This is a genomic window from Nocardia panacis, from assembly GCF_003598715.1.
GTDB lineage: Bacteria > Actinomycetota > Actinomycetes > Mycobacteriales > Mycobacteriaceae > Nocardia > Nocardia panacis.
Genome location: NZ_QZFU01000045.1, coordinates 257,180 through 271,317 on the forward strand (window position 1 = coordinate 257,180; position 14,138 = coordinate 271,317).

A 14,138-nucleotide genomic window follows, 5' to 3' on the forward strand; every position below is an offset into this window, starting at 1 on the left:
TCTGTCCGGGCTGACGTATTTCGGCCCACCTCGGCGATCCCGGGGGATGAGGCAGGACAGAGGTGAATCGTGCTTGGTTCTATGACGGGCAGGGCGAGAAGTCATCGCGTGGCCCGCGGCGCGCTGGTGGTCGGGGCGGCCGCCGCGCTGGCGGTCTCCGGATGCAGCAGTAAGTCCACGGAGAACAGCGCAGGCGGATCCAGCGGGACGGGTGGGGGCGGCACCTCGCTGACCATCAACCCGCTGGTGCAGATCGACAGCCAGGGCAAGGAGGCTCCCGCGGGCAACAGCGCGGCTGCCGCCGATCCCGCCGGCGACGGCAAGGCCAAGTGCGCGCCGTTGACTATTGCCATGTCCGGCCCGCTCACCGGTCCGAACGCGAACCTCGGCCTGAATATCGAACGCGGTGTCCGGTTGGCGCTCGACAAGCACAACAAGGCCAATCCGGACTGCCAGGTCCAGATCAAGCCGTTCGATACCGAGGGCGATCCGCAGAAGGCCACCCAGGTGGCGCCCGCCATGATCAACGATCCGTCGATCGTTGCCCTGGTCGGCCCCACCTTCTCCGGTGAGACCAAGGCGACGGGCCAGCTCATGAGCGATTCGAGCCTGCCGTTCCTCACCCCGTCGGCCACCAATGCCGATCTGTCGAAGAACGGCTGGAAGACCTTCTTCCGGGGCCTGGCCAATGATGGGATCCAGGGGCCCGCGGTGGCCAAGTACCTGCAGTCCTCGGGCAAGTACAAGAAGATCTGTGTGGTCGCCGAGAACACCGATTACGCGGCGGGCCTGGCCAAGTCGCTGTCGGACACCCTGGGTTCCTCGGTGGCCGATCCGGCCTGCGCGATCACCATCAAGCAGGGCGAGAAGGATTTCTCCCCGTCGGTGTCGAAGCTGTCCTCGGCGAAGCCGGATGCCATCTACTACGCGGGCTACTACGGCGATGCCGCGCCGTTCACTCAGCAGTTGCGCGCGGGCGGCGTGAACGCCACCTTCATCTCCGATGACGGTGTGAAGGACGTGGAGTTCCTCAAGCAGGCGGGCAATGCCTCCAAGGGCGCGATGCTGTCCTGCCCGTGCGGTCCGGCCCCCGACAAGTTCAACGCCGACTTCAAGGCGCTGAGCGGGTACGACTCGGGCACGTATTCGGTGGAGGGCTATGACCTGACCACCATCGTGCTGAAGGGTATCGATGGCGGCAAGGTCAGCCGCGGCGATCTCGTCGATTTCGTCCGCAACTACGACGGCCAGGGCATCGCCCGCCGTTACAAGTGGGAACCGAACGGTGAATTGACCCAGTCGCTGATCTGGATGTTCGAGGTCAAGTAGCCATCACACGGGTCCGAAACAGCGTGTGCCGGAATATCGATCATGTATTCATGAGACGGTTCTCCGGCACACGTCGTTTTCGCTAACGGCGAGAGTCACGCATGTCTTTATCCGCAATCACCGATGCGGCCCACTTGGCCGGCTCCATCGATTTCAATGTCACCGCCGTGGTCGACCAATTCTGGCCGAACACCATCAATGGTTTGACCTATGGTTCGATCTACGCGCTCGTCGCGGTCGGCTACACCCTCGTCTACGGTGTGCTGCGACTGATCAATTTCGCGCATTCGGAAATATTCATGCTCGGGCTGTTCGGTCAGATGATCGGACTCATGGTGCTCGGATTCGCGCCCAGCGGTGATGCCTATTCGCAGGGCATCCTGCTGACCTCCGTCTATCTGATCCTGGCGATGGTGCTCGGCATGGCGGTCTCCGGCGGCGCGGCCGTCGGCCTGGAACGCATCGCCTATCGGCCGCTGCGCCGTCGGGGCGCGAAACCGCTCATCTTCCTGATCAGCGCGATCGGCATGTCCTTCGTCCTGCAGGAGCTGCTGCACTACCTGATTCCGAGATTCGATCACAAGATCGGCGGCACCAATGCCCAGCAGCCGATCATCCTGGTGCAGCCGTCCACGCAGTTCACCGTGTTCGGTGCGCCGGTCACCAATGTGGCGCTGGTGATCCTGGCCGCCGCGGTGGTGTTGGCCGTGGCGACCGAGGCCATGATCAACCGGACCAAATTCGGTCGCGGGATCCGCGCGGTGGCCCAGGACCCGGATACCGCGACGCTCATGGGTGTCTCGCGGGAGCGGGTGATCATGCAGACCTTCCTCATCGGCGGTGTGCTGGCGGGCGCGGCCGCCCTGCTCTACACGATGAAGGTCCCCAATGGCGTCATCTACTCCGGCGGCTTCGTACTCGGCATCAAGGCGTTCAGCGCCGCCGTGCTCGGCGGTATCGGCAATCTGCGGGGCGCGCTGCTCGGCGGGCTGCTGCTGGGCCTGGTGGAGAACTACGGTCTGACGCTGCTGGGCAATCAGTGGCGCGATGTGGTCGCCTTCGTGGTGCTGGTCGCGGTGCTGATGATTCGGCCCACCGGCATTCTGGGCGAGAGTCTGGGGAGGGCACGGGCATGAGCACTGCGACGAAGAAACCCGCCCGGCCGATGCGCGGCGTCGGCGACGCGTTGCGCGCCTGGTGGGGCGGGCTGTCGCGGCCCGCGCAGTGGGCCGTCGGTATCCCGGCGATCCTCGTGCTGGCGATCCTGCCGCTGTTCCCGCCGCCGCTGCTCGATACCCCCGGCACCAGTTTCGGCGGGGTGATGGCGCAGTTCGCCATGTACGCGCTGCTCGCTATCGGCCTGAATGTCGTTGTCGGACAGGCGGGTCTGCTCGATCTCGGCTATGTCGGGTTCTATGCCGTCGGCGCGTACTCGGTCGGTCTGCTGACCAGTCCGGACAGTCCGTGGAATCAGGTCGGGCACGGTTTCCTGACCACCAAATGGGCCTGGCTGGCCTGTGTGCCGCTGGCGATCCTGCTCACCGCGGTCTCCGGGCTCATCCTGGGTTCGCCGACGCTGCGACTGCGCGGCGACTATCTGGCGATCGTGACCCTCGGCTTCGGTGAGATCGTGCGGCATCTGGCCGACAACCTCGGTGAGATCACCAATGGCAGCCTCGGGCTCTCGCGCATCGCCTATCCGCGGCTGGGGGAGTCGCCGCAGCACCCGGAGGGTTACTTCTCCGGGAGCAACCTCGGCAAATCCGATAGCTGGAATCTGTTGGACCGGGCCAATTCCGGCACCTGGTGGTTCTGGCTCGGCATGGCGCTGGTGGTCGCGGTGCTGCTGCTGGTGGGCAATCTGGAGCGCAGCCGGGTCGGCCGGGCCTGGGTGGCCATCCGCGAGGACGAGGACGCCGCCGAGATCATGGGCGTGCCGACCTTCAAATTCAAGCTGTGGGCCTTCACCATCGGCGCGGCCATCGGCGGACTGTCCGGCGCGCTGTACGCGGGTCAGGTGCAGTTCATCAATCCGACCGGATTCAATGTCATCAACTCCATGCTGTTCCTGTGCGCGGTCGTCATCGGCGGACAGGGCAACAAGCTGGGCGTGATCGTCGGGGCCTTCCTGATCGTGTACCTGCCGAACCGTTTCATGTCGGTGCAGGTGGGCGGGCAGTCGCTGGGCGACTACAAATATCTGTTCTTCGGAGTCACATTGGTGGTGTTGATGATCTTCCGGCCGCAGGGCCTGTTCCCGGTCCGGCAGAAACTGCTCGCCGCGGGCCGCCAGGTCTATCGTGCGGTGCATCGCCCCGGCGCGCAGGCGGCCACCGCACCGACAGGAGGTGCGCGATGACCGGCCCCGGCGGCGCGCTGTTCGACAACGAGGACATGGCGGCGGGCTACACCGCCGACCAGCCGGAGGCGGCCGCGCCGATCCTGGACGTGACGGCGGTGGACCCGACCCTCGCCGATGCCGGGGTGGTCGCGCAAGTCGTTGCCCCGCATCGGGATATCGAGACCGCCGTGGGTGCGCCGCTGCTGCGCACCGATGGGCTCACGGTGCGGTTCGGCGGCCTGACCGCGCTGGATCAGGTGAGTTTCGAGATCCGCCGCGGCGAGATCCTCGGCCTCATCGGGCCGAACGGCGCGGGCAAGACCACCTGCTTCAATGCCATCACCGGCGTCTACCGGCCCACGGCGGGCACCGTCGAGTTCGATGGCACGCCGCTGACCAAGACCAAGCGCAATGAGATCACCCGGCTCGGGATCGCGCGTACCTTCCAGAATGTGCGGTTGTTCGACGAGATGACCGCGCTCGAGAATGTGGTCGTCGGCACCGATGCCCGGCATCGCACCTCCGTGCCCGGCGCGCTGCTGCGCACCCCGCGGCATCGGCGCGAGGAGCGCGACGCCATCGAGCGCGGGATGGCGCTGCTGGAATTCGTCGGGATCGCGCCGCGCGCGGTGGAGAAGGCGCGCAACCTGCCCTACGGCGATCAGCGGCGGCTGGAGATCGCCCGCGCGCTGGCCACCGAGCCGAAACTGCTGTGCCTGGACGAGCCCGCCGCCGGATTCAATCCGAGCGAGAAGGCCGCGCTCATGGATCTGATCCGCAAGATCCGCGACGACGGGTTCACCGTGCTGCTCATCGAGCACGATATGCGGCTGGTCATGGGCGTCACCGATCGGATCGTGGTGCTGGAGTTCGGCCGCAAGATCGCCGACGGGTTGCCGGGCGCGATCCGGGAGGATCCGGCGGTGATCGCGGCCTATCTCGGGGTGCCGGAGGACGAGGTGGACGCGGCCGAGGCCGCCGCGGAATCGGCTGCGCCGGTACAGGTTTCCGAGCCGGCGCCGGAGGTCGTCGTCGACGAGGAGAATCCGCCGGAGCCGTCCGACACGCCGCTGCTCGAGATCCAGGACGTAGTGGTGCAGTACGGGCGAATCCAAGCGCTGCACGGTATCTCGCTGCGGGTCGCCGACGGCGAACTGGTGACGCTGCTCGGCGCGAATGGTGCGGGCAAGACCACCACCATGCGCGCCGTCTCGGGTCTGCTGCCGCTGACCAGGGGCCGAATCCTGTTCGAGGGCACCGATATCACCCGGATGAAGGCGCACGAGCGGGTAGCGCGCGGGCTGATCCAGGCGCCGGAGGGGCGCGGCATCTTCCCCGGTATGACCGTCCAGGAGAACCTGGACATGGGTTGCTACGGAAGGGCTTTCAAGGATCACAAAGTCTACGTCGACACCATGGACTGGGTCTTCGAACTGTTCCCGCGCTTGAGCGAGCGCCGTAAACAGGTGGGCGGCACGCTCTCCGGCGGCGAGCAGCAGATGCTGGCCATCGGCCGCTCGCTCATGGCCCGGCCTCGGGTGCTGCTGCTCGACGAACCGTCGATGGGTCTGGCGCCCATGGTGATTCAGCAGATCTTCCGGATCATCGGTCAGATCAATCGCCAGGGCACCACGGTGTTGCTGGTGGAGCAGAACGCCAGTCAGGCGTTGGCGCGCAGCGATCGGGCCTACATCCTGGAGACCGGTGCGGTGACCAAATCGGGAACCGGCCGGGAACTGCTCGTCGATCCGGCGGTGAAATCGGCGTATTTGGGTGTCGCGTAGGAATTTTGGTACCGGTTTCCGGGAATCTCGCGAATCGTCCCGTCGCGATGTCGCCGGCTCGGGCATGATCGGATGTCATGGAACCGCATGACCAATTGACCGATTTGTCCGATCGCTACTGGGATGGCGTCCTGGCCGCGACTCCGAGTCAGGCCACATTGCTGGGCGATCACCGGTTCGACGATCGCCTCGAGGACTTCTCGACCGAGGCCCAGCAGCGCCAACTCGACGAGCGACGCGCGCTGCGGGCCGAGGTCGAGGCGGTGGATCCGGCGGGCCTCACCGCCGCCGACCGGGTGACCCGCGGCCTGCTGCTCTCCGAATTGTCCACGGCGGTGGAGCAATTGGAATGGCGCTGGGTGGAGCTGGCCTCGGATCAGATGGACGGTGTGCACGCCGACCAGCTCATGGTCATCGCGCAGACCTCGGCGCCGGAGCCCGCGCACGCCGCCGCACTGGTGCGGCGGTACCGCGGCTTCGGCGCCATGCTCGACCAGGCCGCCCAGCGCTTCCGCGACGGTCTGGCCGCGGGCCGCACACCGCCGCGGATCACCATCGAGCGCTCGCTGCACCAGGTCGACGGCTACCTGGCCACCGATCTCGGTTCCGACCTGTTCGCGAATATCGCCGGGCCGGTCGGCTGGGACGGCGAGGCCGCCTGGCGCGCCGAGTTGACAGAGGTGGCGCGCGAGAGCATCCGTCCGGCCTTCCAGCGCTACCGTGACGCGCTCGCGAATGATTTGCTCCCGGCCGCCCGCCCCGACGACAAGCCCGGCCTGTGCCATCTCGGCGCGGACGGCGAGGACATCTACCGCCGCGAATTGCGCAGGCACACCACCCTTCCCGACCTGGGCGCGCAGGAGATCCACCAGCTCGGCCTCAGCGAGCTCGAGGCCCTGCGCGAGGAGTGGGCCGTGGTGGGCAAACGCCTGTTCGGCGTGACCGACACGGCGGAGATCTTCGCCAAACTGCGCTCGGATCCGGCGCTGCGCTACACCGGCGGCGCGGAGATGATGCAGGCCTCGCGCGCCGCGCTGGACAAGGCGAACGCGGAAATGGGCAACTGGTTCGGCCGCCTGCCCAAACAGTCCTGCGACATCCTGCCGGTGCCCGACTTCCTGGCCGCCGACGCGCCGCCCGCCTACTACTTCCCGCCCGCCTCGGATGGTTCGCGCTCCGGCGCCTTCTTCGTCAGCATGCACGAACCGGAGGGCAAATACCGCTACAACAGCGCCGCCATGGCCTACCACGAGGCGGTGCCGGGCCACCACCTGCAGCTGACCATCGCCAATGAGCTCACCGGTGTGCCGCGCTTCCAGCGGCAGTCCTTCGCCAATACCGCCTTCGTGGAGGGCTGGGCGCTGTACACCGAGCGGCTGGCCGACGAAATGGGTTTGTACGCCGACGATCTGGACCTGATGGGGATGCTCGCCGCCGACTCGTGGCGCTCGTGTCGCCTGGTGGTCGACACCGGTCTGCACGCCGAGGGCTGGACCAGGAAGCAGGCCATCGACTTCATCGTCGCGAATGTGCCGCTCGGCGTGACGGAGTTGACCACCGAGGTGGACCGGTACATCGGTATGCCCGGTCAGGCCGTCAGCTACAAGGTCGGTCAGCTCGAGATCCGTCGGCTGCGCGCGCAGACCGAGGCCCGGTTGGGTGCGGCGTTCGATATCAAGGTCTTCCACGACACGGTTGTCGGGTCGGGTTCGGTGAGCCTGCCGGTGCTGCGGGAGCTCGTCGCGGCGATCTAGGCCGGTGTCGATCCGACCCTTCGGGTGGGGATGCGTCGCAACCTTGGGTGTCGGCGCATCCCCGTGTCGGTATCGGTCCCTAAACTCATCGGCGTGAGTGCACCGACGACTGCCCAGCGTTCCGCCGCCGCATCCGACGGGGAGCGGCCGACCCTGCTGCTGTTGGACGGGCATTCGCTCGCCTACCGCGCCTTCTTCGCGCTACCGGCCGAGAATTTCAAGACCGTGACCGGCCAGACCACCAACGCGGTCTACGGCTTCACCGCCATGCTCATCAACCTGCTGCGCGATGAGAAGCCCACCCATATCGGCGCGGCCTTCGACGTCTCGCGCAAGACCTTCCGCACCGAGGCGTACCCGGAGTACAAGGCCAACCGCACTGCCACGCCCGACGAATTCCGCGGTCAGGTGGAGTTGGCCAAGGAGGTGCTCGGCGCGCTCGGTATCGCGGTCATGGCCATCGACGGATTCGAGGCCGACGACATCATCGCCACGATCACCACGCAGGCGGTGGCCGAGGGGTTCCGCGTCCTGATCGTCACCGGCGATCGGGACGCCATCCAGTTGGTCAACGAGAACGTGACGGTGCTGTACCCGCGCAAGGGCGTCTCGGATCTCACCCGCTTCACCCCCGAGGAGGTCGAGGCCAAATACGGTCTCACCCCGACTCAATACCCGGACTACGCGGCCCTGCGCGGCGACCCCAGCGACAATCTGCCGGGCATTCCGGGCGTGGGGGAGAAGACGGCGGCCAAATGGATCCGCGAATACGGCGACCTGAACACCTTGGTGGACAAGGTCGACGAGGTGAAGGGCAAGGTCGGCGACTCCCTGCGCGCCAATCTGAGCAGCGTGGTGCTCAATCGACAGCTCACCGAGATGGTGCGCGATGTTCCGGTGCCCTACACGCCCGAGCAGTTGGCCCAGGGCGCGTGGGACAGGGAGAAGATCCACCACCTGTTCGACGATCTGGAGTTCCGCGTCCTGCGCGACCGACTGTTCGAGACCCTGGCCCCGCCGGAGCCGGAGGCCGAATCGGGCTTCGACATCAGCGGTGCGGCCCTGGTGCCGGGCACCGTGACCGCCTGGTTGGCCGAACATGCGAAACCCGGTGCGCGGCACGGCGTTTCGGTCGTGGGCACCGGCGCCCCGTCGGATGGCGATGTGCGGGCGATCGCCATCGCCGCCGCCGACGGTGAGAGCGGCTACCTCGACGTCACCGGACTCACCCCGGAGGATGAGGCCGCGCTGGGCGCGTGGCTCGCCGATCCCGCGCAACCCAAGGCGCTGCACGAGGCCAAGGCCGCCATGCACGCGCTGCGCGGGCGCGGCTGGACGCTGGCGGGCCTGAGCAGCGATACGGCCCTGGCCGCCTACCTGGTCCGCCCCGGCCAGCGCAGCTTCAACCTCGACGATCTGTCCCTGCGGTACCTGCATCGCGAACTGCGCGCGGAGACCGACGCCGCACCGCAACTGTCGCTGCTGGACGAGGAGGGCGCGCTCGACGCCGAACAGGCGCAGACGGAGATGCTGCGCGCCAAGGCCGTCGCGGATCTGGCCGACGCGCTCGATACCGAGTTGGCCGATATCGAGGCCACCCGCCTGCTCTCGGAGATGGAACTGCCGCTGCTCGGCGTGCTGGCCACCCTGGAGGAGGCGGGGATCGCGGTCGACACCGACCAGTTGCAGACGCTGCTGCGCCAATTCAGCGACCGGGTCGCCGCCGCCGCCGAGGCGGCCTACGGGGTGATCGGCAAGCAGATCAACCTGGGCTCGCCCAAGCAGTTGCAGGTGGTGCTGTTCGACGAGTTGGAGATGCCGAAGACCAAGCGCACCAAGACCGGCTACACCACCGATGCCGACGCGCTGGAGTCCCTCTTCGAGAAGACCGAGCACCCATTCCTCGAACATCTGCTCGCGCATCGCGACGCCACCCGGCTCAAGGTCACCGTAGAGGGTCTGCTCAAGTCGGTCGCGCCGGACGGTCGGGTGCACACCACGTTCAATCAGACCATCGCGGCCACCGGGCGTTTGTCCTCCACCGAGCCGAATCTGCAGAACATCCCGATCCGCACCGAGACCGGTCGGCTCATTCGCGACACCTTCGTGGTCGGCCCCGGCTATCAGTCGCTGATGACGGCCGACTACAGCCAGATCGAGATGCGCATCATGGCCCACCTCTCCGGGGACGAGGGCCTGATCGAGGCGTTCAACTCGGGGGAGGATCTGCACAGTTTCGTGGCGTCCAAGGCGTTCGATATCCCGATCGCGGAGGTCGGGCCGGAGTTGCGGCGCCGCATCAAGGCCATGTCCTACGGCCTGGCCTACGGTCTGAGCTCCTACGGCCTTTCGGCCCAGTTGAAGATCAGCACCACCGAGGCCAAGGAGCAGATGGATATCTACTTCGCGCGCTTCGGCGGCATTCGCGACTACCTGCACGAGGTGGTGGAGCAGGCCCGCAAGGTCGGCTACACCGAGACCCTGTTCGGGCGCCGCCGCTACCTGCCCGATCTGGATTCCAGCAATCGGCAGCGCCGCGAGGCCGCCGAGCGGATGGCCCTCAATGCCCCGATTCAGGGCACCGCCGCCGACATCATCAAGGTCGCCATGATCAATGTGCACCGGGCGATCGAGGCGGCGGGTCTGCGCTCGCGCATGCTGTTGCAGATCCACGACGAACTTCTCTTCGAGGTCGCCGGGGGCGAGCGCGAGACCCTGGAGGCGCTGGCCCGCGAGCACATGTCCTCGGCCATCGACCTCTCGGTGCCCCTCGAGGTCTCGGTCGGCGTCGGTCGAAGCTGGGACGCCGCGGCACACTAGCGCCCCAATCCATGCCCTGCGGCTACCGGTTCGATGACGTGCGGCGATGGTACTCGCCGGTAGTGGAATTCGCGGCAAAACGGGCGCGGAATATGGTTGCCAAGAGCGTGTTCGATGCCTATTCTCGATGCCGTGCCGAATCCGATCGACCGCCGCAGCGCAGCGCTCCCTGTCGCAGACCGCGACGGTGTCGGGTCGTTCGCGGCGCTCGCCGAGCCCTCTTTGGCAACGCAGGCTACCGCCGCGGGGCTGGAGGGGCTACTTCCGCGCACCGCATCGGTGGCGCGTCGGCTAAATCTCGTAGTACCCCGCCGCAGCGGGGTCTGATTCGGACCGGCCCCCTCGCTGCGGGCCGTTGATTGTTGGCTGCTGGTCCCCTCCACCTCCACGCCCTCGAAAGACTTCTTCGGGAAGACCTACGTGCACATGACGATCCTGACACTCGACACAGACAGTTTCCTGGCCGCCGCCCCCAAGGGCCTGCGCGCCGAATCCGCGGGCCTCACGCCCACTCAATTCCACGATCGCTACGGCGCGGACTCCGGCCCGATTCGCCTCGGCGACTGGTCACCGGCCCGTACCGGGGGTGCGGAATTCACCGCGACCCTGGAATTCGCCGACGGGTTGCGCACCGTCGCGGCCAGCGGTAGCCCGGTCGCGGCGCTCACCTCGGCGCTCTACGACGAGGGCTATCCGGTGGAGATCCTCCAGTTCCATCAGCGCCGCACCGCCGACGGCACGGCCACCTTCGTCCAGTGCGAATGCAATGGTCGTCGGGGTTGGGGCGCGGCCATGGCCGGAGACAGCGCGGAGTCCACCCTGCGCGCCATGATCGCGGGCGTCAACCGCCTCGGCGGCTGAGTCGGCGAGGCGCGCCTGCCGAAATAGCAACGGGCCGTTCACCTTTGACAGGTGAACGGCCCCGTTCGAACTATGCCCCGGCTTGTTCGGTGGCCGACTGCTCGGCGAGTTGCTTGCGCACCTCGTCCATATCGAGGGCCTTCACCTGGGTGACCAGGTCCTCGAGCGCGGCCGGCGGCAGCGCGCCCGGCTGCGCGAAGACGAGCACGCCCTCGCGGAAGGCCATGATGGTCGGGATGGACTGGATACCGGCGGCGGCGGCCAGGCCCTGTTCGGCCTCGGTGTCCACCTTGCCGTGCACCACGTCGGGATGCTTGTCCGAGGAGGCTTCGAACGAGGGTGCGAAGCCGCGGCACGGCCCGCACCACTCGGCCCAGAAATCGACGAGTACCACGTCGTTCCCGGTGACTACCTCATCGAAGTTCTGCTGGGTCAGCGTCTGGGTCGCCATGACGTCCTCTCGTATTCGGTGTGCATTGCTGTAACACGCGCGGTGGGGTATATCTTCCACGAGCCCTATCGCCCGTGACCCACCCGCCACTCGCGGCGCTGGTCACCGTCCCAGCGGCGCACTCCGATCACGGTCGCCGAGTGATCGCGGTCCTGCGCCACGGCGTGCACGGCCTCGCCGAGTTGCTGAGATGGCACCCGCCTGGCCAGGGTGATGTGCGGGGTCCACGCGTCGGGGTGCAGATTGGTCGGGACGCCGGGGCAGGGCGCGACAATGCCGAAGATCCGCCGCTGTGCGGCGAGCAGTTGTTCCGATGGCACGATCAGCCGAACCAGAATGGGGTTGCGCGCTCCGAAGACCAGAACACCGCCGAGCCGAATCGGAAAGGGGCGGAAGGTGTATCGCTCGAGTTCCTGATCGATTCGCGGCCAGATCTGGCGGGCGACGGCGACGGTGATGTGGGGCCGGTGGGTTTCGATGGTCCGGTCGTTCAGACTGGGAATGCCCGCTTCGGCGAGCAACCGCCACTGCCGCCGTATCTCGGCCTCGGCCGTTTCGTCCACCAGCAATTCGACCGACTGCACCATGATCTCCAGAAATTAGCGGTCCTGGCGGGTCCGCGGGGCGGATCGCGGTGTCCCGACACCGCGGCGCCGGGAGCAGACGGCAGGATATGCGGAATGCGAGCTGCGACGACTCCGCGTTTGGGCCTGATCGAGGGCGACGGCATCGGTCCGGAGGTGGTGCGTGCCACTCGACTGGTGGTCGATGAGGCGCTGTCGGCCTCGGGCGTCATGCCGGTGGACTGGGTGCCGCTGCCGATGGGGCTGACCGCCATCGCCGAATGCGGCGCACCGCTGCCCGAATCGACCCTCGCGGCGCTGGACGGGCTCGACGCGTGGATCCTCGGTCCGCACGACAATGCCGCCTACCCGCCCGAGACGCGGATCGCGCCCGGCGGTGTGATCCGCAAACGCTTCGATCTCTACGCCAACATCCGCCCGGCCCGCGCCTTCGAAGGTGTGCGCGCCACCGCATCGGATATCGATCTGGTGCTGGTCCGGGAGAACAGCGAGGGCTTCTATGCCGATCGCAATATGTTCGCCGGATCGGGGGAGTTCCAGCCGACGGCCGACGTGGCACTGGCCGTCGGCCTGGTGACGCGGGCGGCCACGGAGCGGATCGCCCGCGAAGCCTGCCTGCTCGCCGCGACGCGACGCGGTCGAGTCACCATCGTGCACAAGGCCAATGTGCTGCCGATGACGATGGGCTTGTTTCGTGACGTCTGTTACGAGGTGGCGCGCGAGTATCCGACGGTGCGGGTCGACGATCTGCACGTGGACGCCGCCGCTGCGCAAATGGTCCGCGCCGCAGCCGAATTCGATGTGCTGGTGACCGAGAACATGTTCGGCGACATCCTCTCCGACCTGGCCGGTGAACTGGCCGGATCGCTGGGTTTGGCTGCCTCCCTTAATTGTTCGGCTACCCGCGCCATGGCGCAGGCCGTGCACGGCGCGGCCCCCGCACTGGCCGGACACAATCGGGCCAATCCGGCGGCGCTGCAACTCTCGGCGGCGATGCTGTTGCACTGGTTGGGAATTCGCGACGGGAACGAGGCGCTGCGGCAGGCGGGTGCGCGCGTCGACCGGGCCGTCGCGGCGACGCTGGCGGCCGGAATCGCCACCGCCGATCTCGGCGGGCTCGCCTCGACCAGCGAATTCACCGAACAGGTCTGTGCTAGGGTGCACCGCCGGTGATCGGCGCACCGCCGAGTACGACACAGTACGGGGCAATCTTCCGTTAGTGTCACCCGCGGAGCGGCTGGGTCGCTTAGATTGCCAACGGGTGGTGACGCCCTGGTTTCACGTATTCGAACTGTGGAGGGCTGCTGTGTCTGTTCGATCGGTTGTAGGCAGGCGCGCCCTGCAGGCAGTATGCGTGCTCGCCGGCGGCGCGCTGGTGCTGACGGGCTGTACGAAGAACACCGAGGACAACGCGCCGACGGCGGCGAAGGTCACGGTGGACAAGGTCGACGCGCTGGCCGCGCAGTTGCCGGACAAGCTGAAGTCCTCGGGCAAGATCGTCATCGGCGTCAATACCCCTTACCAGCCCAATGAATACAAGGATCCGAGCGGCAAGATCGTCGGCTTCGACGTCGACATGATGGACGCGGTCGCCGCCACCCTCGGCATCAAGGCCGACTATGTGGAATCGGCCTTCGAGAAGATCATTCCCGCCATTCAGGCCGGAACCTACGACGCGGGCATGTCCTCGTTCACCGATACCAAGGAGCGCGAGCAGCAGGTGGATTTCACCACCTACTTCAATGTGCGCATCCAGTGGGCGCAGCAGACGGGCAAGCCGGTCGATCCCGACAACGCCTGCGGCAAGAAGGTCGCCGTGCAGGCCACCACGGTCGAGGACACCGACGAGATCCCGGCCAAGAGCAAGAAGTGCCAGGCCGAGGGCAAGCCGCCGATCGATAAGAAGGCCTTCGAGGAGCAGAGCGCCGCGACCAACGCCCTGGTGCTCGGCCAGGTCGATGCCATGTCCGCCGATCTGCCGGTGACGGCGTACGCGGTGCAGCAGGCGGGCGGCAAGATCGAGAACTCGGGCACTGCCTTCGGTTCGGCGCTCTACGGCTGGCCGGTGCCGAAGGGTTCGCCGCTGGCCAAGGTGCTCCAGGGCGCCGTTCAGCACCTCATCGATACGGGTAAGTACCAGGAGATCTGCAAGAACTGGGGCGTCCAGAGCGGCGCGATCGCCAAGGCCGCCATCAACGGGGCCGAGAGCTGATA

The 14,138-nt window shown here is 67.0% G+C and carries 11 protein-coding genes and 1 pseudogene; 10 read left to right on the forward strand and 2 right to left on the reverse strand.

Features of this window, described 5'->3' with window-relative positions; genetic code table 11:
* Positions 1 to 81: 81 nt before the first annotated feature.
* From D5S18_RS31755 to D5S18_RS31785, 8 genes and pseudogenes are all read left to right on the forward strand, one after another.
* The gene (locus D5S18_RS31755; RefSeq protein WP_120044808.1) at positions 82 to 1,329 is read left to right on the forward strand and encodes a branched-chain amino acid ABC transporter substrate-binding protein; all 1,248 of its coding nucleotides are present in this window, start codon (positions 82 to 84) and stop codon (positions 1,327 to 1,329) included.
* A gap of 101 nt (positions 1,330 to 1,430) precedes the next feature.
* On the forward strand, positions 1,431 to 2,465 hold the full coding sequence (locus D5S18_RS31760) for a branched-chain amino acid ABC transporter permease (protein ID WP_120044809.1): 1,035 nt from the start codon (positions 1,431 to 1,433) through the stop codon (positions 2,463 to 2,465).
* Positions 2,462 to 3,688 (forward strand): branched-chain amino acid ABC transporter permease, encoded by a 1,227-nt coding sequence (locus D5S18_RS31765; RefSeq protein WP_120044810.1) that lies wholly within the window; start codon positions 2,462 to 2,464, stop codon positions 3,686 to 3,688. The genes D5S18_RS31760 and D5S18_RS31765 overlap by 4 nt, the downstream gene beginning before the upstream one ends.
* Before the next feature lie 35 nt (positions 3,689 to 3,723).
* Positions 3,724 to 4,632 (forward strand): annotated as a pseudogene (locus tag D5S18_RS35995) (ABC transporter ATP-binding protein); the annotation flags it as partial.
* Positions 4,633 to 4,740: 108 nt separating this feature from the next.
* Positions 4,741 to 5,454 carry an ABC transporter ATP-binding protein gene (locus D5S18_RS36000; protein ID WP_239004148.1) on the forward strand — a complete coding sequence of 238 codons (714 nt, stop codon included), beginning with the start codon at positions 4,741 to 4,743 and terminating at the stop codon, positions 5,452 to 5,454.
* A gap of 77 nt (positions 5,455 to 5,531) precedes the next feature.
* Positions 5,532 to 7,208, forward strand: coding sequence for a DUF885 domain-containing protein (locus D5S18_RS31775; RefSeq protein ID WP_120044812.1), 1,677 nt, complete (start codon positions 5,532 to 5,534; stop codon positions 7,206 to 7,208).
* A 93-nt stretch (positions 7,209 to 7,301) separates the two neighbouring features.
* The gene (gene polA, locus D5S18_RS31780; protein ID WP_239004122.1) at positions 7,302 to 10,028 is read left to right on the forward strand and encodes a DNA polymerase I; all 2,727 of its coding nucleotides are present in this window, start codon (positions 7,302 to 7,304) and stop codon (positions 10,026 to 10,028) included.
* 426 nt (positions 10,029 to 10,454) lie between these two features.
* The gene (locus D5S18_RS31785) at positions 10,455 to 10,889 is read left to right on the forward strand and encodes a 2-isopropylmalate synthase (protein ID WP_120044814.1); all 435 of its coding nucleotides are present in this window, start codon (positions 10,455 to 10,457) and stop codon (positions 10,887 to 10,889) included.
* A gap of 70 nt (positions 10,890 to 10,959) precedes the next feature.
* Here D5S18_RS31785 and trxA read toward each other — a convergent pair whose 3' ends face one another.
* Entirely contained in the window at positions 10,960 to 11,340 is a 381-nt protein-coding gene (gene trxA / locus D5S18_RS31790; RefSeq protein WP_120044815.1) for a thioredoxin, read from the reverse strand.
* A gap of 65 nt (positions 11,341 to 11,405) precedes the next feature.
* Positions 11,406 to 11,927, reverse strand: a complete 522-nt coding sequence (locus D5S18_RS31795; RefSeq protein ID WP_120044816.1) for a 2'-5' RNA ligase family protein — start codon at positions 11,925 to 11,927, stop codon at positions 11,406 to 11,408.
* 93 nt (positions 11,928 to 12,020) lie between these two features.
* Between D5S18_RS31795 and D5S18_RS31800 the strand changes: the two genes are divergently transcribed.
* Positions 12,021 to 13,097, forward strand: a complete 1,077-nt coding sequence (locus D5S18_RS31800) for an isocitrate/isopropylmalate dehydrogenase family protein (RefSeq protein WP_120044817.1) — start codon at positions 12,021 to 12,023, stop codon at positions 13,095 to 13,097.
* Between the two features lie 133 nt (positions 13,098 to 13,230).
* Positions 13,231 to 14,136, forward strand: coding sequence for an ABC transporter substrate-binding protein (locus tag D5S18_RS31805; protein ID WP_120044818.1), 906 nt, complete (start codon positions 13,231 to 13,233; stop codon positions 14,134 to 14,136).
* Positions 14,137 to 14,138: the final 2 nt, after the last annotated feature.